The organism is uncultured Albimonas sp. (genome assembly GCF_963977235.1).
Lineage (GTDB): Bacteria > Pseudomonadota > Alphaproteobacteria > Rhodobacterales > Rhodobacteraceae > Albimonas.
In genome coordinates this window covers 288,536-315,377 of sequence record NZ_CAXBOD010000002.1, presented here as the reverse complement: position 1 = coordinate 315,377, position 26,842 = coordinate 288,536, and the positions used below count along the sequence as shown (strand labels likewise).

Here is a 26,842-nt window from a genome sequence, read left to right as displayed (position 1 = left end):
GGTCGACGTGCCCGATCGTCCCGATGTTCACGTGCGGCTTGTTGCGCTCGAACTTCGCCTTCGCCATCGCGGTCATTCCTCACTTCGTCGGGTCGCGCGGCGGACCCATGGATTTCGCCGGCGCCCGGATAGAGGGTTTCAACGGCGGAGGCAACCGTCATGCAGGGTCGCGCGGCCGGTTCGCCGGCGCGCCGCGACGTCAACGCGAACGATCACGAGGGAGACTGCGCCATGCGCGAGGGAATCACGCCGCCGACGATGGCTCATTACCGCAGCTACCGGTTCTCGCCGGCGGTGCGGGCGGGGGGGATGCTGCACCTGTCGGGGCAGCTGGGGCTGGTCTCGCTGAGCCCGCCGGAGCTGGCGGAGGGGGCGGCGGCGCAGATCGCCGCGGCCTTCGACCTGCAGGCCCGGGTGCTGGCCGAGGCGGGGCGCGACTGGGACGCGGTGGCGGAGCTGACGTCCTTTCACGTCGCCGGGCCCGAGGGCGGGCTGCCCGCGCAGATGCCCCTGATGATGGCCGCCCTGGAGCGCAGATTCGCCGAGCCCTATCCCGCCTGGACCGCCGTCGAGGTCAAAGCCCTCGCCCTGCCCGGCGCGCTGGTCGAGCTGCGGATGACGGCGGTGGCCTGAGGGCCCGCGCGAGGCCCCAGGTCGGGCCCGGGGCGCGCGTTGGGCCCGGGGCGCGCGTCGGGCCCGGCGATCTGTCGGGGCCGAGGAGCGGCCGGCCCGGGGTTCGGGCCGGCCTCGGGTTCGGGGCGTCGTCTCAGCGGCCGCCCGAGAGCGCGACCACGGTCTTCCACAGCTCCCCGCCGCCGCCGGCGACGGCGGCGCGGCCCAGACGCTCGGACCAGGCGTTCTCGTCGCCGGCCTCGTCGCGCCACTGCCACAGGCGCCGGGTGGCGTGGTGGAGCATGTGCTCCTCGGTCACGCCGATGGCGCCGTGGACGGCGTGGGCGACGGCCGAGACCTTGGCCACGGCCAGGCTGGCGCGGATCTTGGCCACCGCGGCGGCCTGCCAGGAGGGGGCCGCGTCCATCGCCCGCAGCGCCAGCTGCACCGCGGCCTTGGCGGCCGCCGACTCGCCCGCCTGCTCGGCCACCAGATGCTGGATCGCCTGGAACTTGCCGATCGGCCGGCCGAACTGGACGCGGGTGTTGCCGTAGTCGATCGACTCGGCCAGCACGTGGTTGAGCGCGCCCGAGATCTGGCCCGCCCGCATCACCGCCAGCGCCGCCGGCAGCGCCTCGCCGTCCATCGGCGCAGGGGCCGAGGCGAGCGGGGTCGCCGCCGCGAACTCGACCACCAGACGCGGGTCGCGGCCGATGGTGGGCAGCGCGCGGCCCTCCGGGATCTCCAGCAGGACGAGCTGCGCGTCCGCGCCCTCGCCGGCGGTGCCCAGGACCCGCGCCCCGGGCTTGCCGAAGGGGATCACGCAGGCGCCCGAGACCTTGCCGCCGGCCAGCGCCAGGCGGTCCCAGGTCGCGAGCGGTGCGTCCTCGGGGACCTCCATCCCCGCGGCGGCCATCGCCCAGGCGGCGGCCATCCGCTCGGACAGCGGCAAGGGGGCCGCGTGCCGGCCCAGCGCCTCGAGCACGCCCGAGATCTCGGACCAGGCGAGACCGGCGCCGCCGGCCTCCTCGGGCACGAGCGCGAGCGTCAGGCCCAGCGCCTCGACCTCGTCCTCCAGCGCCGCGGCGGGCTCTCCGGCCTCGACCTTGCGCAGGAGCTTCGCGTCGACCCGCTGGGCGAACAGCCGGTCGAGCTGGTCGGCGAGCAGCGTCGCGGTGTCGGTGTCCAGGCTCATCGCAGACCCATCCCCTTGGCCATGATGCCGCGCATGATTTCGCGGGTGCCGCCGCGCAGGCTGAAGGTCGGCGCCTGCTGCGCCACCGAGGCCCGCATCTCGGAGAGCGCGCCCTCGACCGCGCCGGGGAAGGCCCCGGGGGCGAGGTCGCGCACCATCTCGGGCATCCGCTGCTCGAGCGTGACGCCCACTTCCTTGATCACCGCGGCCTCCTGGGCCGGGTCCTCGCCGCGGTCGAGCATGCCGGCGGTGCACACCGACATCTCCCGCAGGGCGGCGAGCTCGGCGAGCGTGCGCCCGATCTCGCGCGCGGCGAGACGGTCGGGCTCGCCCTTCGCGGCGATCTCGTCGACCAGCAGCGGCATCAGCGGGAAGGCCGAGAGGAAGCGGTCGGGGCCGGAGCGCTCGAAGGCAAGCTCGGACATGCCCTGGGCCCAGCCGTTGCCCTCCTTGCCGACGAGGACGTCGGGGCCCAGCTCGACGTCGTCGAAGGTGACCTCGTTGAAATGCGCCTCGCCGGTCATGTCGGCGATCCGGCGGATCTCGATCCCCGGCAGCGACAGGTCGACCAGCACCTGGGAGAGCCCCTTGTGGCGGTCGTCGGGCCCGCCGGAGGTGCGGACCAGCGCGATCATCGCCTGCGAGTGATGGGCGTTCGTGGTCCAGATCTTGCGCCCCGACAGCCGCCAGCCGTCGCCGTCGCGGGTGGCGCGCGTGCGCACCGAGGCGAGGTCGGAGCCCGAGTCGGGCTCGGAAAGGCCGATGCAGAAGGTCGCCTCGCCCGAGCAGATCCTGGGCAGCCAGGTGGTTTTCTGGGTCTCGGTTCCCACCCGCAGGATCAGGGGGCCGGACTGGCGGTCGGCGATCCAGTGGGCGCCGACGGGGGCGCCGGCGGCCAGCATCTCCTCGATCACCACGTAGCGCTCGAGGGCGGAGCGTTCATGACCGCCGTATTCCTTGGGCCAGGTCATGCCGATCCAGCCCTTCTCGCCGACCGCCATCGAGAACTCGCGGTCGAAGCCGGTCCAGGACTGGCCGATCTTCCAGGGCGTGAACTTCGGCGTCCACTCGGCCAGGAACTCGCGCACCTCGGCGCGCAACTGTGGCTCGACCTGGGGCATTTCCACCGGGTCGAACCGGAAAGGCGATGACATGAGCGTCTCCTCTCTCGGCGTCCGCGCGGCGCGCGGGCGAAGGGCGCCGTCTCGTTGCGGGCGCCTCGTTGGGGCGAGGGCCGGGCGGCGGTCGGCGCGCAGTGTCGGACAAAAGCCTTCGGGGGTCCAGTGGGCGCGGCGCCGGGTTCCGCCCATCGGTCCTCTCGACCGCGTGAGCGCGGCGCAGTCCCGATCAGCGATCCGGTCCGGGCGACGCGAAAGTGGACAACCGCAGACGTATCGGACAAGGCTGCGAAGAGTTCACGTTGAGGAGAGCCCATGTCCAGGAACGCCGCCGCCGGAGAGCCCGCCGGAGAGCCTGAGGAAAAGATCGCCCCTGCGCCGGTCTCCTCCCGCTCGGCCGTGCCGCTCGACCTGGACGGCGAGCAGTCCGAGCGACTGGCCCATGACCGCAAGTTCGTCTGGGCGCTGGCGCGGGGGCTCGAGATCCTGCGGGCGTTCTCGGCCCGCCCGGCGCCGCTGGGCAACTCCGAGCTCGCCGAGATCACCGGCCTGCCCAAGGCCACGATCACCCGCCTGACCCACACGCTGACCGAACTGGGCTACCTGCGCCTGATCCGCCGGCTGTCGAAATACGAGCCGACGGCGGCGCTGCTGACGCTGGGCTATCCGGTGATCAGCAGCCTGCGGGTGCGGCTGGTGGCGCGCGATCCGATGCAGAAGCTGGCCAACGACGCCGAGATGTCGATCGCGCTGGGCGCGCGGGACCGGCTGGGGATGATCTACGTGGACGCCTGCCACCCGGCCACCGTCTCGACCATCCGTCTGGACGTGGGCAACCGGGTGGACCTGGCGACCACCGCCCTGGGGCGCGCGTTCCTCGCCGGCATCGCCGAGCCCGACCGCGAGTTCATCTTCGAGCGTCTGGCCCGCAAGCTCGGCGACAAGTGGCCCGATCTGAAGTCCCGGATCCTCGACGCCAAGGCCCAGGTCGACGAGCGCGGCTTCTGCGTGGCCGACGGCGAGTGGCAGTCCGACATCCGCGCCGCGGCCGTGCCCGTGGTCTCGCCCGACAAGACCGAGGCGATGGCGATCAACGCCGCCGGCCCCGGCTTCCTCGCCACCCGCGACAAGCTGGAGGGCGAGGTCGGCCCCCGGCTGGTGCATCTGGGCCGCTCGATCGCGCCGATGCTCAGCCGCTGACCCCTGTTGCCGCAATCGGGCCGGGCCAACCCGGCCGACGAAGGAGGAGACCCCATGAAGGATCAGATGGAGGCCCCGGTCGAGCCGGGCGCCGAGGACCCTGTCTGCGTGACCCAGCGCATCGGCGCCACGGCGCTGGTCTGGATCAACGATCCCAAGCGCCGCAACCCGCTGTCGATGGCCCTGCGCCCGGCGCTGATCCAGGCGATGGCCGACGCGCAGGCCGATCCGGAGGTGCGCGCCGTGGTGCTGGCCGGCGCCGGCGGCTGCTTCAGCGCGGGCGGCGACATCTCGACGATGAAGGGGATCACCGCGGCCTCGGGCCGGGCGCGGCTGCAGGACGTGCACCGGCTGGTGAAGATCGTGCAGGGCGGGACCAAGCCGGTGATCGCGGCGGTCGAGGGCTATGCCGTGGGCGCGGGCCTCTCGATCGCGGCGATGTGCGACCTGGTGGTGGCCTCGTCCGAGGCGAAGTTCTCGCTGCCCTTCGGCAAGCTGGGGCTGATGCCGGACCTGGGCGTGCTGCAGACCCTGCCCGCGCGCATCGGCATGGGGCGCACCAAGCTGCTGGCCCTGACCGGGCGGACCATCGACGCGCAGACCGCCGCCGACTGGGGCATCGTGGAGGAGCTCTGCGCCCCCGGCGAGGCGGTCGAGAGGGCGCTGGCCATGGCCGAGGAGGTCGCGCGCATGGCGCCCCTGTCGGTCGCCACCTCCAAGCAGACGCTGGGGCGGGGTCCGATGGGGCTCGACGAGATGCTCTCGGCCGAGGCCGACACCCAGGCGCTGCTGTTCTGCACCGAGGACGTGAAGGAGGGCGTGGCCGCCTTCCTCGACAAGCGCCGCCCCGACTTCAAGGGCGCCTGAGCCCGCGGGAGGCGCCCCGCAGGCGCCTCCCCCCACCCCACCGGCGCGGCGCAGACGTTGCGTCGCAGCGACGCTTGCCGGCGGGGCCTCGCTTGCGTGGCGGTTGGGGCGCGCCTATGGTCGCGTCATGACCCGAAAACCCCTGATCGTCGGCCTTGGCGGCACGCTCCGCGACTTCTCCTCGACCGAGAAGGCGCTGCGCATCGCGCTCGACGCCGCCGAGGCGGAGGGGTGCGAGACCGTGCTCCTTGCCGGCCGCGCCCTCGACCTGCCGCCCTATTCGCCCGACGACGAGACCCGCTCCGAGGAGGCCAGTCGCCTTGTCGACGCGATCCGGCGCGCCGACGGCGTGATCCTGGGCTCTCCGGGCTATCATGGCGGCATGTCCGGCCTGGTGAAGAACGCCATCGACTATATCGAGGACCTGCGCACCGACGCCCGGCCCTACCTTGAGGGGCGGGCGGTGGGCGCCGTGGCCACCGGCGGCGGCTGGCAGGGCGCGGTGACCACGATGAACGCGCTGCGCGACGTGGTGCATGCGCTGCGCGGCTGGAACACGCCGCTGGGCGTGGCGGTCAACACCGCCGAGCCGGTGTTCGGCCCGGACGGCGACTGCGAGGACGCCAAGGTGCGCGGCCAGCTCGAGGCGCTTGGCCGTCAGGTCGCGGGCTTCGCGCGCGCCGCCGCGGACCCCGCCGCCGCCTGAGGGCGGCTCTGCAATCGGACTGAGGGCGCGCCCGGGCGAGAGCCAGGCGAGGGCGCTAGAGCCAGGCGAAGGCCTGTTGCAGGCGCGCGGCGGCGCCCGTCTCCATCGGGGCGCCGTGGGCGATGACCAGCCGCTCGGCCGGCCAGTCCAGCGCCGGCGCCAGCGAGGCGCGGGCCGCCGCGCGGTCGCGGAACCCCATGCGGAACTTGCGCGGCACGGTCGGCTCGGCCTCCTGCATCAGGTCGAGCCTGGCCACGATCCCGCGCCAGCCGCGGAACCACCCCTTCGGCAGCGCCTGCAGCAGGTCGGCGAACAGCGCCGTGCGGCTGGGGCGGTGGAAGATGGCGACCTCGGCGGTGATGCGACATCCGCGGATCGGGGCGAGGTCGAGCGCGCCCTCGAAGGCGCTGGGGGCCGGATCCTCGCCCAGCACGGCGTGCACGATCAGCTCGGGGCGCTTCTCGCGCACGCCGGGGGCGGCAAGGACCCGGGCCCGCGGGAAGGCCCGCGCCCAGTTGCCCAGGAACAGGTGGTGCAGGTCGTTGGGCGCGATCAGCCAGCGCACGGGACCCAGCGCCTCGGCCTGCGCCAGCAGCGCCTCGGTCGGGGCGACGGGCGACCAGACCGCGAGGCCCCCCTCCCCCAGCCGCATCAGCGCCATGCGGGTGGGAAAGCGGAACCCCGCCATGCCCTCGACCACCGGACCCTCGGCCAGCCACAGGTCCGTTCCGAACGGTGTCAGCATCGCGGCCTCCCCTGCCCCGCGGCGCCCGCGGTCCGAGGGCAGGCTATCGGAGGGCCGGCGCGCGGGGCAAGGCGCCGGGCGAGCGCGATGAGGCGCGCGGGCCTGCGTCGGGGGCCTGGCGGCGGGGGCGCCTGAACGGAGAAAGGGCGACCCGAAGGCCGCCCCCTGCATCCGCCCGCGAGCGGGGCCCGGATCGCCTCGCCCTCAGGCGATGCGGCGGTCGCGGCCCTGCCAGTACTGATCGCGCAGCTGGCGCTTGTAGAGCTTGCCGTTGTCCGCCCGCGGCAGCCGGTCGACGAAATCGACCGTGCGGGGGCATTTCACGTGGCTGAGGTTGGCGCGGCAGAACTCGATGATCTCCCGGGCCAGCTCCTCGGAGGGGGCCATCCCCTCGGGCAGCTCGATCACCGCCTTGACCGACTCGCCGAACTCCTCGTCCGGCACGCCGATCACCGCCACGTCGCCGACCTTGGGGTGGGTGGCGAGCAGGTTCTCGATCTCGGCGGGATAGATGTTCACCCCGCCCGAGACGATCATGAAGGTCTTGCGGTCGGTCAGGAACAGGTAGCCGTCCGCGTCGAGGTAGCCGACGTCGCCCAGCGTGGTCCAGCCCTGCGCATTGCGGCTGTCGGCGGTCTTCTGCGGATCGTTGTGGTATTCGAAGCTCGGCCCGTCGGAGAAGTAGATCGTGCCCTCGACGCCCACCGGAACCTCGTTCCCCTCGTCGTCGCAGATCCGGGTCTTGCCGAGGATGTTGGTCCCGACCGAGCCCGGCTTCTTCAGCCATTCCTCGGAGCTGATGGTGACCACGCCGTTGGCCTCCGAGCCGGCGTAGTATTCCTCGATCACCGGGCCCCACCAGTCGATCATCGCCTTCTTGACCTGCGGGGGGCACGGCGCGGCGGCGTGGATCGCGCAGCGCAGGGAGGAGAGGTCGTATTTCGCCTTCACCTCGTCGGGCAGCCGCAGCATCCGCACGAAATGGGTGGGCACCCACTGCGAGTGGGTGACGCGGTGCTTCTCGATGGTCGCCAGCGCCGCCTCGGGGTCGAACTTGCCCGCGACGATCATCGTGCCGCCCCAGCGCATGATCCGCAGGGCGTAGCCGATGGGGGCCGCGTGATACAGCGGCGCGGGGTGGAACCAGACGGTGTCCTGGTCGATGCCCCAGCGCTCGATCGTCAGCACCATGCCCTTGGTCGGGGTGCCGAAGGGCGCCTCGGACATCGGGCGCAGCACGCCCTTGGGCTTGCCGGTGGTGCCCGACGAATACAGCATCTCCGAGCCCTCGGAGGGGTCGGCGATCGGATGCGTGGGAAGCCTCGCCAGCGCCGCCTCGAGCGAGGCGAAGCCGCCGCCCGCGTCGTCGAGCATGAAGCGCGCGCCCGGCAGCAGCCCGGGACCGGTCAGCTTTTCGGCCACCGCCCGCTTGGCCTGCGAGGTGACCAGGATCTTCGCGCCCGAGTCGTTGAGCAGGTAGTCCACCTCCTCGGGCGTCAGGTGGGTGGGGATCGGAATGACCTTCAGGCCCGCGCGCATGAAGCCCCAGAAGATCGGCGCGTAGTCGAGCCGGTTCTCGAGGAACACGGCCGCGTGGTCGCCGCGCTTCAGGCCGAAGCTGCGCGCCAGGTGAGCCACCTGGTTGGAGAGCGATTCGACCTCGGCGTAGGTGATCGCCTCGCCGGTGATCTGGTGAATGAAGGCCGGCTTCGACGGGGTCCGCACGGCCCAGACGCCGGGATGCTTCTCGTCCTCGCGGAATTCGCTCACTTGGCTGGCTCCTCCTGTGAAACCTGTCGGCCGGCAGGTCTTTCGGCTTCCTTATCCTGTTATAACGCCCGGTGCACGCGCCGGGAGGCGTTGAAACGAAGGCTGCGGCGCCAAGTCCCGCTGTGCGAAACGCAGAGGCGGAAACCGGGCGCGCGCCCCTGCAGGCAGGGCGGCGGCGGGATCGACCGCAGCGCCGGAACGCCGGAGAATCGACGGAGGATCGACGGAGCGCGCAGGCGGAGCGCCGTCAGCCGAGGGGGACCGCCCCGGTCGCGTCGAGCAGTTCCTTGAGCAGGCCCGGCGCCGGATGCGCCCGAGCGACGCTCGAGGCGCGCGCCGTCAGGCGATGGTCGAGGCGCGCACAGTCAGGCGCGCGTCGGGAGCGCGCAGGAGGGTCGGGGCGGGCTGGTTCTCGATCATCGGGATCAGCATCTTCACCGCCTCGCGCGCCACCTCGGGCAAGCTGAGGTTCACCGCCGTCAGCGGCGGGTTCGAGGCCAGCGAGCGCGGGCCGTCGTAGCGCGTCGCCACCCGCAGGTCGCCGGGGATCGAGCGCCCCAGCTCCCGCGCCGCCCGGCAGGCGCCGGCGGCAAACACGTCGACCATCGCCAGGATCGCGTCGACCTCGGGGGTGGCCTGCAGCAGGCGCAGCGCCTCGGCGTGGCCCAGCGCCTCGCCGCCGGTCTCGTCGAGGCGCAGGTGCAGGGGGGGCATGGCGCGGGCCTGCGCGAAGCGGGCGTATTCGGCCTCGGTCTCCTCGTGGCTGGCGCGGCGGGCGAGGCCGGTGATCAGGGCGATGCGGCGGGCGCCCGTCTCCTCGAGGTGGTGGAGCAGCAGCGCCGCCGTCTCGCCCGAGCGCAGGTCGACGGCCGGCGCGTCCTCGCGCCCCGGCTGGCGGCCGATGCGCACCACCGGCAGGCCGCGGGCGTCGATCAGCTTCGCGAACGGGTCGTCGCGGGCCGGCTCGATCAGCAGCGCCCCGTCGATCAGCAGGTCGTCGACGGCGGGCGAGGCCTCCATCGGCGGGATCAGCATCAGGGAAAGGCCGGCGCGCATCGTCTCCTCGGCGGCGGTCGCCGCGATCTCCATCATGAAGCCCAGCCGGGAGCTGCCCCCGGTCACCGCGAAGGGCATCGCCGAGAACAGCCCCACCGCCGAGGCCCGCCCCGAGCGCAGCCGCCGCGCCACCGGGTTGGCCCGATAGCCCAGCCGCTCGGCCGTGGCCTTCACCCTGGCGGCCAGGTCCGCGTCCACGTAGCGGCGCCCCGAGAGAGCGTTCGACACCGTGGATGGGGCCACGTTCAACTCCCGCGCGATATCCAGGATGGTGACCCTACGTTCCCGATTCGCAGTCATGCGCACCCGTTCCCGATCAGATTCCGCTCGCCAAACGCCCAAACTCTGCACACAGTTTGTGCAGAACGCGGAATATGCCGCCGTCTGGCGGTTTTTGCTTCACACCAGACCAGAAAATCGTTTTTTCTGGACCTGACAAATCGTTTTGCCCGCCGCGCAAGCGCGCAACTGGAGGCCGAGACAGATGACCCGCACCCTCCCCATAACGCAAGTCGCATCCGGCGCGGCCCCTGACCAGGTGACCTTCCGAAGGCGCCTGACCGGGCTGACCTGCAACGATCCCGCGCGCAGCTTCGGGGGGCTGACCCTCTATGCGCCGCAGACCGCGGGCGGGCTGGCGAAGCTGATCGACGAGGAGGGCCGCGAGGTCCATCGCTGGACCCTGCCGGTGCGCCCCGGCCGCCATGCGGTGCTGCTGGGCAACGGGAACCTGGGCTACAACGGCTCCTGCCAGGAGGGGCCGATCCTGTACCCGATCTGGCCGCTGTGGCGCGGCGGCGACTTCATGGAGGTGGCGCCCGACGGCGAGATCGTCCGCCGCCACGTCGACCCCGCCCACCACCACGACGCGCAGTGGCTGGCCAACGGCGACATCCTCTACACCGCCGCCCACCCCCTGCCCGAGGACACGGTCCGTCGCCTGGGCGGCGCGCCCGGCGCCCGGGTCTACGGCGACGTGGTCCGCCAGGTGAACCGCGACGGCGAGACGGTGTGGGAGTGGAGGAGCTGGGAGCATCTGCGCCCCGAGGACTTCCCCACCCAGCCGGTCTTCGATCTGCAGCACTGGCCGATGATCAACGGACTGTGGGACGCGCGCGAGGGGCTGGTGCTGATGAGCCTGCGCACCACCTCGGGCGTGATCGCGGTGCGTCGCGACACCGGGGCGGTGGCCTGGGTCATCGGACAGGACGTGCTCGCCCAGCAGCATACGCCGGTCGAGCTGGAGACCGGCAACGTGCTGGTCTTCGACAACGGCACGATGCGGCCGGGCGTGTCCTCGCACTTCTCGCGCGTGATCGAGGTCGATCCGGCGACCAACGCGATTGTCTGGGAATACCGGGACCCCAACGCGCCCAGCTTCTTCTCGCCCTACATGGGCGGCGCGCAGCGGCTGGCGAACGGGAACACCTTCATCACCGAATCCTCGACCGGGCGCCTGTTCGAGGTGACGCCCGAGGGCGAGGTGGTCTGGGAATTCGTCATCCCCGAATTCGGCCCCTATCCCGAGCCGGGCATGGATCGGATGATCGGCGGTCATCACAACAGCGTGTTTCGCGCCTACCGCTATGATCGGAAGGACGTGCCATGGCTTTAGTGGAGAGGATGACCGATCAACGCCCCCCTGCCGCGGAACCGGCCCGACACCTCGCCCCGGACGCGGCCCGCAGGGCCGACCCGGCGGCGGCCGGTCGGGGCGACACATCTGCGACCGGTCGGGGCGACCCGGCTGCGGCCCATCGGGCGGACGCGAAAGCGCCCCGCGCCTCCCTCGCCGCGCGGATGCCGGCGGTCGGGCGCACCCTGGCCGGGCCGCTGCGCCCTGCGGTCAGCCTGGGCTTCGTGCTGGCGATCTGGGCGGGGGCCTCGGCCTCGGGCTCGGTGAACGAGGCGCTGTTCCCCGCCCCCTGGACCGTGGTGCAGGCCTTCGTCGAGATGGCCGAGCAGGGGGTTCTGGCCCAGGACCTCGCGATCTCGCTCAGCCGCGCGGCCATCGGCTTCGCCATCGGCGCCGCGCTGGGCGTGACCCTGGGGCTCGCCACCGGGCGCACGGCGATGTTCCAGACGCTGCTGGGGCCGTTCCTGACCCTGATGCGCCCGATCCCGGCCATCGCGCTGGTGCCCGTCGCCATCGTCTGGTTCGGCATCGGCGAAAGCTCGAAACACTTCGTCATCGCCTACACGGTGTTCCTGACGGTGTGGTTCAACACCCATCACGGCATGCAGTACGTGCCGGAGATCTACATCCGGGCCTCGCGCTCGCTCGGGGCCTCGCGCCTGCGGGAGTTCGTGCAGGTGGTGATCCCCGCGGCCGCCCCGCACATCGTGGCGGGGCTGCGGCTGGGGGTGGCGCTGGCGCTGCTGAGCCTGGTGGCGGCCGAGCTGACCGGCGCCTCGTCTGGCATCGGCTATCGGCTGCAGGAGGCGCGCCAGTATGTGCGCACCGACCGGATGTTCGCCCTTCTGATCGTGCTTGGCCTCGCCGGCGCGGTCGTGGACCAGATCGTGCACCGCATCTCGCGGCGCCTCGTGCACTGGGAGCAGGCGTGATGACCGTGACCTCCGAAGACGCCCCCGGGACCCGCCCCCCCGAGCGCGGTCGGGTCGAGATCGACCGCGTGGCGATCGACTTCCCGGGCAAGGGCGGCGTGACCCGGGCCCTGACCCCCACCACGCTGACGCTGGAGCCGGGGACCTTCACCGCGATCATCGGCCCCTCGGGCTGCGGCAAGTCCACGCTGATGAACGCCGCGGCCGGGTTCCTCGCCCCCACGGAGGGCGAGATCCGGATCGACGGCCGCCCGGTGACCGGCCCCGACCCCGAGGTCGGCGTGATCTTCCAGCAATACGCCCTGTTCCCCTGGTTCTCGGCGCTGGGCAACGTGAAGTTCGCGCTGCGCCGGCTGGGTCTGCCCAAGGCCGAGCTCGAGGCCCGCGCCCGCGCCGCGCTGGCCGAGGTGGGCCTCGCGGGGCAGGAGCGGAAGTATCCCGGCCAGCTCTCGGGCGGCATGAAGCAGCGCGTGGCGATCGCGCGCACCTTCGCGGGCGGGCCCAAGGCGCTGTTGATGGACGAGCCCTTCGGCGCGCTCGACGCCCAGACCCGCGCGCGGATGCACGACCTGCTGACCGGGGTGTGGCGGGCGCACCGGGCCACGGTGCTGTTCATCACCCATGACGTGGACGAGGCGCTGGTGCTCGCCGATCGCATCCACGTGATGTCCTCCGCCCCCGGCCGGATCGTCGAGAGCCTCGCCCTCGACCAGCCGCGCCCCCGGTCCGCCGCGCGGTTCGACGAGGTTCAGCTCGCCGCCCGCGCCCGGATCCTGGACCTGCTGCGCGGCGAGCCGGCCCGGCTCGCGGCCTGAACGACCCGCAGAATGACCCGCTGATCGACCCGACGTCCCCTTTCTGGAGCTACCGACCATGAAACGCGCTTTCCTGGCCGCCGTCGCGGCCGCCGCCCTGTCGCTTCCCGCTCTCTCGCTTCCCGCCGTCGCGGCCGAGAAGCTGGTCTTCGCCTGGACCCCCAACCCCCAGACCCCGCAGGTCGACGTGGCGCTGGCCAAGGGTTACTTCGAGGAGGCCGGCGTCGACGTCGAGATCGTCTCCTTCCCCTCGGGCCGCGAGGGGTTCGAGGCGCTGATCGGCGGCCAGGTGGACGTCGCCTTCATGGCCGAGTTCCCCGCCGCGGTGGGCGTGCTTCGCGCGCAGGACTTCAAGGTGATCGGCGATCTGGCGCGGTTCCGCGGCTCGCGCGTGATCGGCAACGCAAAGGCCGGGCCGCTGGCCTCGCCCGCCGACCTCTCGGGGCGCAACATCGGCACGGTGCTGGGCACCAACGTCGACTATTACCTCTCCAAGGTGCTGGAGGGGGCCGGCGTGACGGCCACCGTGATCAACGCCGGGCCCGCGGACCTTGCGCCGGCGGTGGCGCGGGGCGACGTCGACGCGATGGTCACCTTCCCGACCTTCTACCCCGCGGCCAGGCAGGCGCTGGGCGACGACTACGTCGAGCTCAAGGCGCCGGGCTATACGACGCACTACATCCTGTCGGCCAGCGGCGCGACCCTGCGCGACCGGCCCGAGGCGGTCAGCGCCTTCATGCACGCGCTGGTCAAGGCCGATGAGGACGTGGCCGCCGATCCCTCGGCCGCGCAGGACGCGGTGCTCGCGAACCTGCAGGGCGCCATGCCCAAGGCGGCGCTCGAGGCGATCTGGTCGGAGGTCGAGATCGGCCTCGAGCTGGACCGCGAACTGCTGGAGCTGATCGTGGACGAGGCCGCCTGGATCGTGGGCAAGGGCATCGTCAAGGCCGAGGCCCCCTCGCTCGAGAGCGTGCGCCAGGCCTTCGACGAGGCGCCGCTGGCGGCCTCCGACGCCGAGGCGGTGACCCTCGACTGAGGCACGCCTGCGCCTGCGCCTGCGCCGCCACGGCCGCCCCTCGGGGCGGCCGTTCGCGTTGCCGGGGGCGTCAGACGAACTGGAAGTCGCCGGCGTCGAGATCCCCGGCCGCCACGTCCTTGAGCAGCAGGTCGACGCCTCTGGCGGTCACCCGGGCGTCGCCGCCCTCGTCGGCGATGTCGAGCTTGGCGAAGGCCTTGATCCCGGCCATCCGCACCGTCTCGCCCGCCTCGAAGTCGACGATCACGTCCGCGCCCGCGCCCCGCGCATAGCGGAACTCGTCCACGCCGGGCCCGCCCTTGAGCCGGTCGTCGCCCCCCTGCCCGTCCAGCAGGTCCTCGCCCGCTCCGCCGACCAGCTTGTCCTTGCGCCCGCCGCCGCGCAGCGCGTCGTCGCCGCCCCCGCCCTTGAGCGTGTTGCGCGCGGCATTGCCCACCAGCCGGTCGTCGCCGCCCCCGCCGATCGCGGCCTCGATGGTCACGCCATAGGCGATCGAGAGGTTGGCGCGCGCGCCGAGCGAGGAGAACGCCCCCTCCCGCAGGTCGATGACCGCGTCCGCGGGGCCGGTGTGGACGATCCGGTCGCGCCCGCCCGCGTCCCAGATCGCGGCGGACTCGCCCGGCTCGGGCGCGGTCCAGCGGGTGGCGCCGAGGTGGGCGCGCGCGTTCTCGCCCCAGCGGTCCTGCAGCGCGGCGATGTCGTAGAGCATCAGCGTCGCAGGATCGTGGCGGCCGTCGTTGTAGGACATCACGGTCAGGTCGGTGGTGTCCTCGCGGGCCGGCAGGTAGGGGCGCGGCGCGCCGCCGTAGTCGCCGGGATGCTTGAGGGCCAGGGCGTGGCCGATCTCGTGCATCAGCAGGCCGTGGTCGGTCGCCGTGTCGGTCCGCATGGCGACATAGCCGTCCCAGTCCTCGCCCTGGTAGCGGAAGCTGCCGAGCCCCCCGGCGCCGCCCAGGTCGTCGGCCCGGAAGAACTTGACGTCGGCCTCCTGGCCCTTGCGGGCGGGGCGGAAGACGATGTCGAGCGCGTCTTCGAACGCCTCCATCGCCGCCTTCGCCGCGATCTTGCCCGCCTTGGTCCAGCCGCGATGTTGGGAGATGCTGTCCGCGAACGGCGCCTCGGGATCGGCCTTCGATTCGAACGAATAGACGAAGGTCGCGCCTTCGGGGCGCGGACCGCCCTGATAGGACAGGGCCTCGACCCGCGACTCGAGCTGTCGGGCTGAAAGCCGCCTTGCGAACGCCATGACGCCTCCTGACGCCGCCCCGGTCCCCCCCGCGGCCGCCGCGAGAGGCTAGCGGCCCGCGCGGCGCCCCGCAACGGCCGGACGCGGGCGCCGAGGAGACGCCGCGCGCGAGCGGCGGCGAGGGCGGCGGCTCCCGTACGCGCGGCAGGCGAGCCAGGCCCGCCCCCCGCACGGCCCGAGGTCGCGAGAGATTGACCGTGGAATCAGCATTTACGTGCCGGTTCGCCGCGGTTTGCAAGCGTGTTCGGCTTGGAATTACGGCTGAATGCAGGTTAAACGGTGTAGGGAGAGCGGCATGACGACTCGCGGCGTCGCAGTGGGGAAACGCGGGGTCGTCGGATTGCGAGTGCGAAGCACGGAGGCGAGAGCGCCGTGCTCTGGGGGAATCGGACCGGCAGCAGACCGGAGAGGTTCCGTGTTTGGGGATGCAGGCGACATGAAACTTCGTGCCAGGGCTTTCTCGGTGCTGCTCGCGGCTGCCGTGGGGACCACGCTGGTCGGATGCGATTCGGCCGAGGAGCGGGCCCAGGCCCATCTCGACAGTGGCATCGCGCTGATGGAGGAAGGCAAGCCCTTCCAGGCGCAGCTCGAGTTCCGCAACGCGATCCAGCTGGAGCCCCAGAACGTCGTCGCGCGTTACGAGCTGGTGAAGTTCTTCAAGCAGACCAACAACATCAACGGCGCCGTCGGGCAGCTGCGCGCGATTCTGGGCACGCAGCCCGACCACGTGGACGCGCGCATCGACATGGCCGAGATCATGCTGGTGGCCAACCAGCTCGACGAAGCCGACGCCAACGTCTCGGTGGCGATGGAGCATCGGCCCGATGACGTGCGCGTCCGCGCCATCCGCGCCTCGATCGACTACAAGCGCGGCGACCGCGAGGAAGCGCTGGCCATGGCCGACGCGGTGCTCGAGGAAGATCCCACCCAGGTCACCGCGCGGCTGGTGCGCGTCGCCTGGCTCGTGGACGCGGATCAGCCCAAGGAGGCGCTCAAGGTGCTCGACGCGGGGCTGGCGCTCGACGAGGGCGACCTGTCGTTCAACGTGATCCGCCTGGGCCTGCTCGAAGAGCTGGGCCGCATCGAGGACATCGGCCCGCAGCTCGAGCGGCTGGTCGAGCACTACCCCAAGACCGACCGCTTCCGCGAGGCGCTGGCCCGCTGGTACACGCTGCGCAACGAGTATGACTCGGCCGAGGCCCAGTACCGCGCCATCGCCGAGAACAACCCCAAGGACTTCCAGAAGTCGCTCGACGTGGCGCGGTTCCTGAACTCGGCGCACGGCCCGGCGCGGGCGCGCGAGGAGCTGGTGCGTCTGGCCGCGCAGCCCGACTCGCTGGTGGAATACGACCTCGCCATCGCCGCGCTCGACATCCGCGAGGGCGACGAGGCGGCGGCGGCCGAGCGGCTCGACCGCGTGCTGGCCGAGCACAAGGGCACCGACGGCGGCGGCAAGGCGGCGATGGAGCGCGCCAAGATCCATATCCGCAACGAGGAATACGAGGCCGCCGACGCGCTGCTGGGCGATCTGCTGCAGATCGACCCGAAGAACGCCGCGGCGCTGACCCTGCGCGCCTCGCGCTATCTGGTGGTCGACGACAACGAGCGGGCGATCCGCGACCTGCGCGTGGCGATGGACGTGGCGCCTGACGACGTCCAGGTGATGATGATGCTCGCCTCGGCCTACGAGCGCGACGGCAGCCGCGAGCTGGCGCTTGAGCGGATGGCCCAGGCGGTGCAGCGCTCGGACTACGATCCCTCGGTGGTGCTGCGCTATGTGCAGGCCCTGGTCGAGGCGCAGAAGATCGACATCGCCGAGAGCATGCTGATGGACGCGATCAAGCGGAAGGGCGACCTTCGCCCGCTGCTGATGTCGCTGGCCCAGATCAAGCTGCGTCAGCAGCAGTGGACCGCGGCCGAGCAGGTCGCCGCGCGCCTGCGCGCCGTGGACCCCGAGGACCAGGCCGCAGACCGGATCGAGGCGGGCGCCGCGCTCGGCCAGCGCAAGTTCGGCGAGAGCGCCGACATCCTCGAGAGCCTGGTGACCGACGGCCGCGACGGCGACGCGGGCCTGATCTCGCTGGTGCGCGCGCTGCTGGCCGGCGGCGACATCCAGCGCGCGGTCGGGTTCCTCGACCAGCGCCTGGCCGAGAACCCCGACGACACCACCGCCCTGGTGCTGCGCGCCTCGATCCTTTCGGGCCGCGGCGAGCTGGAGCTGGCCGAGGAAGACCTGCAGCGCGCCATCGAGCTCGAGCCCGACAACGCCGCCGCCTACGCCAGCCTCGCGCGCATTTACAACTCGATGGGCCGCACCGAGGAGATGTCGGCCGCCCTCGAGAAGGGCGTGGCGATGAACGACGACGACATCGCCCTGCGCCTGACCCAGGCGATGCAGCAGGAGTATGCCGGCGACTTCGACGAGGCGATCGCGATCTACGCCGAGCTGTATCGCGAGCGGCCGAACTCCGCCGTGGTGGCCAACAACTTCGCCTCGCTGCTGGCCGACCACCGCGCCGACGACCCCGCGCAGGTCGAGCGGGCGTTCAACATCGCCAAGCGGTTCCGCGACTCCAAGCAGCCGCACCTGATGGACACCTACGGCTGGCTGCTGCATCTGACGGGCGGCAGCGCCGATGCGCTTCCGATCGTGCGCGCCGCGGCCGAGGGCCTGCCCACCAACCCGCTGGTCCAGTACCACCTGGGCGTGGTGCTGGCCGCCAACGGCCAGCTCGCCCAGGGCCGCCAGCAGATCCAGCGCGCGATCGAGCTGTCGGAGCAGGTGAACTTCCCCCAGAAGGACCGCGCCCAGGATGTGCTGGTGCGCATCGACGCGCTCGAGGCCGAGGCCCTGCGCAAGCGCGACTCCGAGGCCGGCAAGCGCGACGCCGCCAAGCCGGGGGTGACCCAGTGACGCCCGGCCGCCCGACGACGACCGCCCGGACCGCCGGGCGCCGCGACGCGGCGGCTCTTCTGAACGGAGGGTCGCGCGATGCGTGACCTCTCCCGCCTCTACAATGAGCACTTCGGCCTGACCGAGCGGCCGTTCTCGCTGCTGCCCGACCCCGATTTCCTGTATTGGGCGCCGCCGCACCGCAAGGCCTACACGATGCTCGAATACGGCATCGCCGCCCACGCCCCGATTACGATGATCACGGGCGAGATCGGCTCGGGCAAGACCACGCTGGTGCGCAAGCTGCTCGACGACATGCCCCAGGATTTCTCGGTGGGGCTGATCTCCAACGCGCAGGGCGACCGGGGGGAGCTGCTGCACTGGGTGCTGATGTCGCTCGACCGGCCGGTGGAGCCGGGCCTGGGCTATGTGCAGCTGTTCCGCCAGTTCCAGGAGTTCCTGATCGAGGAATACGCCGACGGCCGGCGCACCGCGCTGATCTTCGACGAGGCGCAGAACCTCTCGCCCCTGGCGCTGGAAGAGCTGCGGATGTTCTCCAACATCAACGCCGACAAGGACCAGCTGCTGCAGCTGATCCTGGTGGGCCAGCCCGAGCTGCGCGACCTGGTCAGCCAGCCGGTCCTCCAGCAGTTCGCCCAGCGGATCGCGGCCGAGTTCCACCTGCGCGCCCTGACCGCCGACGAGGCGGACGAGTATATCCAGCATCGCCTGCGCCATGCCGGCGCCCAGCGCGAGATCATCGATCCCGAGGCGCGCCACCTGATCCACCTGGCCGGCCGCGGCATCCCGCGGCTGATCAACCAGCTGTGCGACTACGCGCTGGTCTACGCCTTCTCCGAGGACCGCCCGGTCGCCGACGCCGCCCTGGTGCGCGAGGTGCTCGAGGATCGCCGCCAGTCCGGCGTCTTCGCCGCAGTCACCGGCGGCGGCGCCGAGGCCGCGCTGGGACTGCCCCAGCGCGCCCAGGGTTGGAACGAGCCCGCGCCCGAGGGCTGGGGCCAGCGGCCCCCCGAGCCCGGCGGCTGGGGCCTTTCCGAGTCCGCCTCCCCGAGCGGCCCCTCCCGGACGGAGGAGGGCTCGCCGGAGGACCCGAACATGTTCCACGGCGTATGGGACCGCAACGGATGACCCGCCGCGTAAGGCTTTCAAGGGGCGAGCCATGCTGAACGACCTCGATCCGCGTTATCTGCTGTCGATCCTGCTGCGACGGTTCCCGATCTTCCTGCTGACGGCGGTGCTGATCTTCTCGGGCTTCGCGGCGGCCGCGGTGCTGCTGCCGGCGGCCTACACCTCGCGCGCGCGGATCCTGGTCGAGAGCCAGCAGATCCCCACCGACCTCGTGCAGTCGACCGTGCGCAGCCACGCGGCCGAGCGTCTGCGCGTCATCCAGCAGCGGCTGATGACCCGCGACAACCTGCTCGAGATCGCGGCGCAGTACGACGTGTTCCGCACCGAGGGCGACCTGACCCCGACCGAGATCGTGGCCAAGATGCGCAGCCAGTCGGTCTTCACCAGCGAGGTGCTGGGCGGCGGGCGCGACGGCGGCATGGCGATGACCTTCTCGATCGCCTTCTCGGCCCGCGACCCCAGCGTCACGTCCCGCGTGGCCAACGAATACGTGACCCGCATCCTCGAGAACAACCTGAAGCTGCGCACCGCGCGCGCCGCCGACACCTACGAGTTCTTCGAGCAGGAGAGCCAGCGCCTGGGCGGCGAGCTGACCGCCATCGAGAGCCAGATGGTGGAGTTCAAGCGCGCCAACCGCGCCACCCTGCCCGAGACGCTCGACTTCCGCTCCAACCAGGTGCAGCGGGTGCAGCAGCGCATGCAGCTTCTCGACCGCGAGATGGCGGACATGCGCGAGCAGCGCAAGATGCTGATGGCGCTGAAGGACGACCCCACCAGCCTGATCGACGCCACCCGCCCCCTGACCCCCAGCGAGCGGGCCAAGGAGGAACTCGAGCGCGAGCTGCAGCTGCGCAGCGCCGTGCTGTCCGAGACCCACCCCGAGATCCGGGCGCTGAAGACCCGCATCCGCGCGATGGACTCGCTGATCGAATCCGATCTCGCCAAGCAGGAGGAGGAAATGCGCACCTCCTCTTCCTCCTTCATCGAAGAGAAGATGCAGGAGACCAACCAGCGCATCAACGTCATCGACACCCAGCTCGACCAGATGGCCGACGAGCTCAATGAGCTGGAGCGCCAGGAGTCGGAGCTCGAGCGCTCGATCGCCGAGACGCCCAACACCCAGATGGCGCTCAACGCCCTGCAGCGGAACTACGAGAACCTGCAGGGCCAGTATGACGAGGCCCGCTCCAAGCTGGCGGTCTCGGCCACCGGCGAGCAGCTGGAGCTCAAGCAGCAGGCCGAGCGCTTCGAGGTGATCGAGCAGGCCCAGGTGCCCGACGCGCCCGACAAGCCCAACCGCCTGAAGATCCTGATGATGGGCTTCGCCGGCGGGACCGGCGCCGGCCTCGGGCTGGTGTTCGTGCTCGAGTTCCTGAACCGGGCGATCCGCCGGCCCTCGGACATCATCTCGACGCTCGACATCCAGCCGCTGGCGGTCATCCCCTACATCTACACCGACCAGGAGGTGCGCCGCCGCACCCGCCTGCGCTGGACGGTGATCGTGCTCGCCGTCGCCTCGATCGTGACCGCGGTGGCGCTGGTGCACACCTACTACATGCCGCTCGACCTGGTCGGCGCGAAGATCGTCGAGAAGACCAAGATCGACTCCCTGATGGACCTGGTGCGGTCCCGCCTGAGGCTCTGACGCCCCCTCCTGCGTGCTCCGGCCCCGGCCGGAGCGCGCGACCGCCGTCCGCGTCGCGTCCCTTTGAAAGGCCCCCAGACCCATGGAACGCATCAAGGCCGCCATCAACCGCGCCAAGCAGGCCCGCATCGCCACGCTGGGCGAGGAGCCCGTGGCGCCGCCCCGCACCGACTTCGAGGGCCACGACACGCCTCCGGGCTGGCTCGCCCTGCAGCAGATCGAGCCGGACGAGGAGGTGCTGACGCGCAACCGCATCGTCACCTTCACCAAGGACGATCCGGCCCACGTGCCCTTCGACATCCTCCGCACCAAGATCCTGCGCATGATGGAGGCCAACAACTGGAAGACCATCGCGATCACCTCGCCAACCATGTCCTGCGGCAAGACGATGATCGCGACCAACCTGGCCTTTTCGTTCGCGCGCCAGCGCAATACGCGCTGCATCCTGTGCGACGTCGACCTGAAACGGCCGCAGGTGCGAAAGATCATCGGCCTCGACAGCCAGCTGTCGATGGGCGACTACCTGATGGGCGGCGTGCGGCCGGAGGAGTTCTTCATCCGCATGGGCGACAACCTCGCCGTGGGTCCGACCTCGCAGTCGTTCCGTCACTCGGCCGAGCTGCTCCAGCATCCCGACGCGGCCGAGGCGCTGAAGGAGATGGACCGGGTGCTCAAGCCCGATGTGACCATCTTCGACCTGCCGCCGATGCTGGCCTCGGACGATGCGATGTCGTTCATGAACTATGTCGACTGCGCCCTGCTGATCGCCGCGGCCGGCACCACCAAGGTGCGCAACCTCGACGACTGCGAGCGGCAGCTCAGCGAGATGATCCCGATCGCCGGCGTGATCTTGAACAAGTATGCGCTGAACTCCGAGTCCTATTCCTACTACGAATACGACTACATGTGATCGACTGCGCCTGGCGCATCGACACTCCCGACGGCCCGCGCCCCCAGCGCGGGCCGTTTTCGTCGCGGACGTTTCAGAGCTTGTTTGCCAATCTTTCGAACGCTTCGGAAAGCCCCTGGCCCGATACTGAGCGCGAGCCAGGACACGAAGGATTGCTTGATGAGCCAAGACGTCACCCGCGCCCGGATGAGCGCCGACCGCATCGACATCCGCCACCCTGACGGCACGCGCGAGAGCCTGAAGGACGGCGTCTACCGCCTCAAGTCCAGCGACGAGGACCTGCGCCGCGTGGCGACCGGGGACGATGTCGCCCGCCTGATGGAGATCGGCGCCGGGGCCGAGATCCAGACCCGGCTGCTGGCCGACGGCGCCGAATGGAAGCTGACGCTCCGCGTGCTGAAGGTCTCGTGGCCCGACGGGGCCGAGGAGGAGTTGAAGGGCGACCTCTACAAGACCCGCGACGTCGAGGGCGTCGAGACCGAGCGCCCCGCCACCTCTGACGACGTCTCCCGCCTCCTGGCCCTGCGCGAGGCTGATCTCGGCGCGCGCGGCGGCGAGGAAGAGGGCGAACGGCCCGAGGTCGAGCGCGGCGGGCGTCGCGACGACGATCTCGAGGGCGACGACGGCGACGACGCCTTCGCGGGCGGCGGCGGCGACGATCGGATCCGCGGCGGCGGGGGCGACGACGACCTCGCGGGCGGGGCCGGACGCGACAGGCTGTTCGGGGGCGAGGGCGACGACACGCTCTCGGGCGGGGCGGACGACGACCGGCTGCGCGGCGACGCCGGCGTGGACACGCTGTCGGGCGGCGAGGGACGCGACCGGCTCGACGGCGGGGACGATGGCGACCTGCTGCTGGGCGAGGCGGGCGACGACCGGCTGGATGGCGACATGGGCGACGACCAGCTGTTCGGCGGCGAGGGGAACGACCGGCTCAAGGGCGGCCAGGGCGACGACGTGCTGAACGGCGGCGCCGGCGACGATCGCCTGTGGGGGAACGCGGGCGCGGATCGCTTCGTTTTCGCCGCCGGCGACGGCGAGGACCGCATCCACGACTTCGATGTGGCCGAGGACTCGCTGGATCTGACTGCGTTCGGCTTCGGCGAGGCCTTCGACCCGCTGAGCCTGGCGACCGAGGCGGGCGGGGGCGTGCGCCTGACGCTCGACGAGACGACCAGCCTGCGGCTCGACATCTCCATCGAGGCATTGAGCGAGGCCGAAATCCTGGTTTGAGCGCCGCCCCCAGGGCATCCCCACCCCCTCATGTCCGGGCGGAGGCGCTCCCGCCCGGCATGGCGACCGGCGCGGTCCCCGACGGGGCCGCGCCGGTCTGCGTTCCGGAGCCTCAGTTGCGGTCGCGGATCGAGCCGACGACCAGCAGCGCAATCGACCAGGTCAGCAGCAGACCCACGAACACCGCCAGCGTCCAGACGATGCGGCGGGGATAGGCCGCCTCCTGGGCGAGCGTCGGCTGGATGTGGGTGGCGAGATAGCGCTGCGTGCGCCGCGCCTCGGCCTTGGCGGCCTCGAGCGAGGACTGGGCGGCGGTGTACATGTTCGTCGCCAGTTCCAGCTCGACCTGCAGACGCTCCTGCTCGCCGGCGGCCTCGGCAAGCGTCGGGCGGGCCCCGGGGATCGCGGTCGAGACCTCGCCCGGCAGGGAGGGCGCGTCGGCGATCCGGGCCTCCTCCTCGGCGATCTGGGCGTCGAGGCTGGCCAGCCGCCGGCGCAGGGCCGACAGGGTGGGGCTGTCGGCGCCCAGCATGTCCTTGCGGCTGTCGTAATCGGCTTGGGCCTGGGAGCGTGCGCTGCGCAGCTGCGAGATCAGCGCCATCTGCTGGGTGATGTCCGAGCTGATGTCGGCCGTCCCCTGGGAGGATCGGAACTCCTGCAACGCCAGGCGGGTGCGCCGGATCCGGTCCTCGGCCTGCGTGAGGTCGGCCTCGGCGTATTGCACGGCGTCCTGGCGGGCGTCGGTCGAGAGGCTGTTGATCAGGTCGTAGCTCGCCTCGAGCACCGAGGTCGCGACGTCCTGCGCGTCCTCTGCGCGGAAGGCGCGGGCCTCGACATAGATGATGCCGGCGCCGGTGTCGTAGCTGACGGTGACGGCCCGGTTCCAGTAGTCGACCATCTCCTCGATGGTGCGGTCCTGGCCCATCGAGAACAGCCAGTCGCCCTCGGGGCGGTTGTAGAGCGCGACCAGGTCGACGTCGTTCTGGACCCGTTCGACCAGCGGCTGGGACTGCAGGTATTCGAACAGCATCTCGCTGTCGCCAGCGGTGGAATCCGCGCCCCCGCCGAAGAACTCGGTCAGGGGCGAGGGCAGCCCGCCCTCGAGGCTGCGCACCGCGAAGCTGACCTGGCTGGCGTACTGGTCGGCCGCGACGGTGTTGAGATACCAGCCCGCGGTGCCCGAGGGGGCCGCGACCATGACCAGGAAGCTCAGCCACAGCCAGACGCGCGACCAGATCCGCCGACGCCGGGCGCGGCGGGCGATCTGCTCGGACTGCACGTCGACGATGATCGAGTCGCCGCGGGGCTCGGAGACCTCCGGTCCGGCGCCGGAGCGGCGGGCGCGGCGGGCGGACTTGCGCGCCTCGCGCGCGTCGGACTGGGTCATCACCGCGCCGCCCGAGGCCGCCCCCCCGCTCGCGGCGGGAGCGTATTCCTCGTCGAAATCGTCGTCGAGCGGATCGTCGACCGGCGCGCCGCCCCGACCGCCGCCCTTGTTGCCGCGGCCGCCGCCCCGGTTGCCGCCGCCGCCGCCACCGCCGCCGCCATTGCCGCCGGTGTCGCCGCCCTGGGCGGCCTTGCGCGCGAGGCGTCGGGCGCGCTTTTCCTGGTTGCGGCGCCGGCGGGCGGGCGGCTCGGCCTCGGGCGTCTCGACGGTGCCGTCGGGACGCTCGGCGCCCTGCGTCTCCAGCGGGTCCGTGAACAGGTTCGGCGCGGACTCGTCGCCGGGCCGTCGGTCGTTCTGGTCCATCTTCAGATCAATCCTCGCCGCGCGCCGCGGCGCTTCTTCATCCGCGCCTTCACGCGCGCCTGCTCGCGGCGCTTGCGCTGTCGGCGGTCGCCGCCGTCCGCGCCGCCGACGCGTCCGAGCTCCATGTTCTTCATGTGCCGCGAGATCGCGTCTTCGAGGTCGTCATAGACCTCGACGCGCCCGTTCTCCAGCACCATCCCGCAGTCGCAATACTGGCGCAGCTGCTTCATCGAGTGCGAGACCATGATCACGTCCGAGGCGGCGAGCTTCTCCTGGAACACCGCCCGGCTCTTGACCTTGAAGCTCTGGTCGCCGACCGCGGTCAGCTCATCGACCAGGTAGGTGTCGAACTTGATCCCCATCGAGACGCCGAAGGCCAGCCGCGCCTTCATGCCCGAGGAATAGACCCCCACCGGCTGGTCGAGATAGGGCCCGAGCTCGGAGAAATCGAGCACGTAGTCGGTCAGCTCCTCGACGTCCACGCCATAGATGCGCGCGACGAAGCGCAGGTTCTGGCGCCCGGTCATGTCCTTGTGGAACGAGCCCGAGAAGCCGAGCGGGAACGAGACCTTGCACCCGCGGATTATCCGCCCGGTGTCGGGCTTCATCGCGCCCGCGATCATCGAGAGCAGCGTCGACTTGCCCGCCCCGTTGCGCCCCAGCAGCGCCAGCGACCGCCCGCGCGGGATGGTCATGCTGAGCTGGTGCAGCACGGTCTTCACGCCTCCCTTGATGTGGAAGGACTTGGAGACGTTCTCGAGCTGGATCACCGCTCCAGCAGCCTTTCGTTGAAGCGGCGCAGCAGCAGCAGGCCGAAGAACAGCAGCAGCAGGCCCAGCGCCAGCGGGTATTCCAGGTGGTTCAGGCGGGCGTGATAGACCGGGTAGATCCCCTCGCGGAAGGCCGAGACGACGTGCACCAGCGGGTTCAGCGCCAGCAGGTCCATGGCCGGGCCCGGGATCAGCTTGCTTTCGGGCGTGTAGAGCACGCCCGAGATGATGAACAGCGGCCGGTTGAGGATCTTGAAGATCCGCTCCCAGGTCGGGAAGATGTGGAACAGCACCGCGTTCAGCGTGCCCGCGCCCATCGCCAGCACGGTGGCCGCGCTCAGCGCGGCGGCGATGCGGGGGAAGTCGAACGAGATCCGCTCGCCGGTGAAGCCCACCGCGAGGCTCAGGATCAGCACCGCCACCATGCAGTTGGTCAGCGTCTGCAGCACCGTGCGGGCGACGATCGCGTCCCAGATGTTGACGTTGGGGTATTTGAGCAAGCTCGAGTTGTTGCGCACCACCGTGAACAGGCCCTGGGCGGTGTTGCGATAGAAGTTGAAGCTCAGGAAGCCGGTGGCGAAGAACACCACGAAGCTCTGGCCCAGGTCGGGACTGCGCGACATGAAGGACCAGGCGAAGGACATGATGAAGATCATGCCGCAGGGCTCGGCCACCGCCCAGAAATAGCCGCCGACCGAGCGGCCGTACTTGGTCGACATCTCGCGGCGCAACAGGGCGATCACCACGCGCAGGTGCACGCGCAGCGGAGATTCGGCGACGGAGGCGTTCGTGGCGGTCATGGCTCCAGCAGCAGGTCCGGGCGGCCCTCGCCGCGCGGGCGGGCGTCGGGCGGACAGGCGTCCGACATCGCGGGCGACGTCGTCAGCCTCCGGTTAGCACATCCCCGCGGGGCTTGGCGAGGCGGCCCGAAGGCCGCGGCTCCAACACGGCCCGAAGGTCGCGGCGCGACGCGCCGGCCGGGCGAGCGTGGCGCCGGCGCCGCAGGGATTGCGCTTCCATCCCGCAATGCAGCATAAGCCTATGGCGCTGCAGCACGCAGATCGTCACGATCCTATCACGATCCCCGGGCCATGGTGCCGCCGGTTCGCGACCGAGTCGCGATACGAAGGAGCTTTCCAGTGCCGACCCGACGCGCCCGTCCGATTCCGCTGATCCTCTGCGCGCCGCTGGCGCTGGCCGCCGGCGTGGCGCTCGCTGCCCAGCAGGACGTGAGCCAGCAGGACCTGGCCCGGCCGGACTTCGCGCAGGCGGGCGCGCCGGGGGAGAGCGCAGCCTCGCAGCCCCCCGAGTCCCATGCGCCCGCCGCGATCGGCGAGGCGCAGGACGACACGCTGATCGCCTGGCCGTGCCTGGATGCGCCCGGCTGCGGCGAGCCCGCCTTGGCCGGGACGCCGATGATCTCGGCTCAGGACTCGGCCAAGGACCCGGCGCAGATCGAGGCGACCCCGATCCCCCTGCCCGCCGCGCTGGGGCTGATGGGGGCGGCGCTGACCGCGCTCGGCCTGTTCATGCGCCGGCGCCGCGACGACTGATCCCG

The 26,842-nt window shown here is 71.5% G+C and carries 23 protein-coding genes; 14 read left to right on the top strand and 9 right to left on the bottom strand.

The genetic code is table 11. The annotated features are described in order from the left end of the window. The first annotated feature begins 231 nt into the window (after positions 1 to 231). Positions 232 to 633: a Rid family hydrolase gene (locus AAC134_RS03665; RefSeq protein ID WP_339947688.1), complete on the top strand. Its 402-nt coding sequence runs from the start codon at positions 232 to 234 to the stop codon at positions 631 to 633. Between the two features lie 133 nt (positions 634 to 766). On the opposite strand, the gene AAC134_RS03660 is transcribed toward AAC134_RS03665, so the two are convergent. After that, positions 767 to 1,807, bottom strand: coding sequence for an acyl-CoA dehydrogenase family protein (locus AAC134_RS03660; protein WP_339947687.1), 1,041 nt, complete (start codon positions 1,805 to 1,807; stop codon positions 767 to 769). Next, on the bottom strand, positions 1,804 to 2,961 hold the full coding sequence (locus AAC134_RS03655) for an acyl-CoA dehydrogenase family protein (RefSeq protein WP_339947686.1): 1,158 nt from the start codon (positions 2,959 to 2,961) through the stop codon (positions 1,804 to 1,806). The genes AAC134_RS03660 and AAC134_RS03655 overlap by 4 nt, the downstream gene beginning before the upstream one ends. 279 nt (positions 2,962 to 3,240) lie before the next feature. On the opposite strand from AAC134_RS03655, the gene AAC134_RS03650 reads away from it, so the two are divergent. The 3 genes from AAC134_RS03650 to AAC134_RS03640 all read left to right on the top strand — a co-directional run bounded on the left by AAC134_RS03650 (position 3,241) and on the right by AAC134_RS03640 (position 5,698). Further along, positions 3,241 to 4,125 carry an IclR family transcriptional regulator gene (locus AAC134_RS03650; RefSeq protein WP_339947685.1) on the top strand — a complete coding sequence of 295 codons (885 nt, stop codon included), beginning with the start codon at positions 3,241 to 3,243 and terminating at the stop codon, positions 4,123 to 4,125. Positions 4,126 to 4,179: 54 nt separating this feature from the next. Next, on the top strand, positions 4,180 to 4,992 hold the full coding sequence (locus AAC134_RS03645) for an enoyl-CoA hydratase/isomerase family protein (RefSeq protein WP_339947684.1): 813 nt from the start codon (positions 4,180 to 4,182) through the stop codon (positions 4,990 to 4,992). A gap of 127 nt (positions 4,993 to 5,119) precedes the next feature. Beyond that, the gene (locus tag AAC134_RS03640) at positions 5,120 to 5,698 is read left to right on the top strand and encodes an NAD(P)H-dependent oxidoreductase (protein ID WP_339947683.1); all 579 of its coding nucleotides are present in this window, start codon (positions 5,120 to 5,122) and stop codon (positions 5,696 to 5,698) included. 55 nt (positions 5,699 to 5,753) lie between these two features. Here AAC134_RS03640 and AAC134_RS03635 read toward each other — a convergent pair whose 3' ends face one another. The 3 genes from AAC134_RS03635 to AAC134_RS03625 form a co-directional block, all read right to left on the bottom strand. Further along, positions 5,754 to 6,443, bottom strand: a complete 690-nt coding sequence (locus AAC134_RS03635; protein ID WP_339947682.1) for a DUF4336 domain-containing protein — start codon at positions 6,441 to 6,443, stop codon at positions 5,754 to 5,756. A 204-nt stretch (positions 6,444 to 6,647) separates the two neighbouring features. Next, the gene (locus AAC134_RS03630; protein WP_339947681.1) at positions 6,648 to 8,213 is read right to left on the bottom strand and encodes an acyl-CoA synthetase; all 1,566 of its coding nucleotides are present in this window, start codon (positions 8,211 to 8,213) and stop codon (positions 6,648 to 6,650) included. Between the two features lie 339 nt (positions 8,214 to 8,552). Next, entirely contained in the window at positions 8,553 to 9,569 is a 1,017-nt protein-coding gene (locus AAC134_RS03625; RefSeq protein ID WP_339947680.1) for a substrate-binding domain-containing protein, read from the bottom strand. 184 nt (positions 9,570 to 9,753) lie between these two features. Here AAC134_RS03625 and AAC134_RS03620 point away from each other — a divergent pair, with 184 nt between their 5' ends. The 4 genes from AAC134_RS03620 to AAC134_RS03605 all read left to right on the top strand — a co-directional run bounded on the left by AAC134_RS03620 (position 9,754) and on the right by AAC134_RS03605 (position 13,688). Further along, entirely contained in the window at positions 9,754 to 10,884 is a 1,131-nt protein-coding gene (locus tag AAC134_RS03620) for an aryl-sulfate sulfotransferase (protein WP_339947679.1), read from the top strand. 185 nt (positions 10,885 to 11,069) lie between these two features. Beyond that, the gene (locus AAC134_RS03615) at positions 11,070 to 11,837 is read left to right on the top strand and encodes an ABC transporter permease (protein WP_339947678.1); all 768 of its coding nucleotides are present in this window, start codon (positions 11,070 to 11,072) and stop codon (positions 11,835 to 11,837) included. Further along, entirely contained in the window at positions 11,837 to 12,652 is an 816-nt protein-coding gene (locus AAC134_RS03610) for an ABC transporter ATP-binding protein (protein WP_339947677.1), read from the top strand. Before AAC134_RS03615 ends, AAC134_RS03610 begins: the two co-directional genes overlap by 1 nt. Positions 12,653 to 12,710: 58 nt before the next feature. Further along, the gene (locus AAC134_RS03605; RefSeq protein WP_339947676.1) at positions 12,711 to 13,688 is read left to right on the top strand and encodes an NrtA/SsuA/CpmA family ABC transporter substrate-binding protein; all 978 of its coding nucleotides are present in this window, start codon (positions 12,711 to 12,713) and stop codon (positions 13,686 to 13,688) included. A gap of 70 nt (positions 13,689 to 13,758) precedes the next feature. On the opposite strand, the gene AAC134_RS03600 is transcribed toward AAC134_RS03605, so the two are convergent. Next, positions 13,759 to 14,934, bottom strand: a complete 1,176-nt coding sequence (locus AAC134_RS03600) for a M10 family metallopeptidase C-terminal domain-containing protein (RefSeq protein ID WP_339947675.1) — start codon at positions 14,932 to 14,934, stop codon at positions 13,759 to 13,761. 436 nt (positions 14,935 to 15,370) lie between these two features. On the opposite strand from AAC134_RS03600, the gene AAC134_RS03595 reads away from it, so the two are divergent. From AAC134_RS03595 to AAC134_RS03575, 5 genes are all read left to right on the top strand, one after another. Beyond that, entirely contained in the window at positions 15,371 to 17,848 is a 2,478-nt protein-coding gene (locus tag AAC134_RS03595; RefSeq protein WP_339947674.1) for a tetratricopeptide repeat protein, read from the top strand. Positions 17,849 to 17,926: 78 nt separating this feature from the next. Next, positions 17,927 to 18,976, top strand: coding sequence for an AAA family ATPase (locus tag AAC134_RS03590; protein WP_339947673.1), 1,050 nt, complete (start codon positions 17,927 to 17,929; stop codon positions 18,974 to 18,976). A gap of 31 nt (positions 18,977 to 19,007) precedes the next feature. Then, positions 19,008 to 20,621: a hypothetical protein gene (locus AAC134_RS03585; protein WP_339947672.1), complete on the top strand. Its 1,614-nt coding sequence runs from the start codon at positions 19,008 to 19,010 to the stop codon at positions 20,619 to 20,621. An 82-nt stretch (positions 20,622 to 20,703) separates the two neighbouring features. Then, on the top strand, positions 20,704 to 21,531 hold the full coding sequence (locus AAC134_RS03580) for a CpsD/CapB family tyrosine-protein kinase (RefSeq protein WP_339947671.1): 828 nt from the start codon (positions 20,704 to 20,706) through the stop codon (positions 21,529 to 21,531). Between the two features lie 159 nt (positions 21,532 to 21,690). Next, complete coding sequence (locus AAC134_RS03575) at positions 21,691 to 22,764, top strand: calcium-binding protein (RefSeq protein ID WP_339947670.1); 1,074 nt, start codon at positions 21,691 to 21,693, stop codon at positions 22,762 to 22,764. 112 nt (positions 22,765 to 22,876) lie between these two features. Here the strand turns inward: AAC134_RS03575 and AAC134_RS03570 are convergent, their stop codons facing one another. From AAC134_RS03570 to AAC134_RS03560, 3 genes are read right to left on the bottom strand one after another with little or no spacing between them, the layout of a single operon-like run. Then, complete coding sequence (locus AAC134_RS03570; protein ID WP_339947669.1) at positions 22,877 to 24,514, bottom strand: hypothetical protein; 1,638 nt, start codon at positions 24,512 to 24,514, stop codon at positions 22,877 to 22,879. A 2-nt stretch (positions 24,515 to 24,516) separates the two neighbouring features. Beyond that, positions 24,517 to 25,284, bottom strand: coding sequence for an ABC transporter ATP-binding protein (locus AAC134_RS03565; RefSeq protein ID WP_339947668.1), 768 nt, complete (start codon positions 25,282 to 25,284; stop codon positions 24,517 to 24,519). Next, complete coding sequence (locus AAC134_RS03560) at positions 25,281 to 26,084, bottom strand: ABC transporter permease (protein WP_339947667.1); 804 nt, start codon at positions 26,082 to 26,084, stop codon at positions 25,281 to 25,283. Before AAC134_RS03560 ends, AAC134_RS03565 begins: the two co-directional genes overlap by 4 nt. A gap of 339 nt (positions 26,085 to 26,423) precedes the next feature. On the opposite strand from AAC134_RS03560, the gene AAC134_RS03555 reads away from it, so the two are divergent. Beyond that, positions 26,424 to 26,837 carry a hypothetical protein gene (locus tag AAC134_RS03555; protein ID WP_339947666.1) on the top strand — a complete coding sequence of 138 codons (414 nt, stop codon included), beginning with the start codon at positions 26,424 to 26,426 and terminating at the stop codon, positions 26,835 to 26,837. Positions 26,838 to 26,842 lie beyond the last annotated feature (5 nt).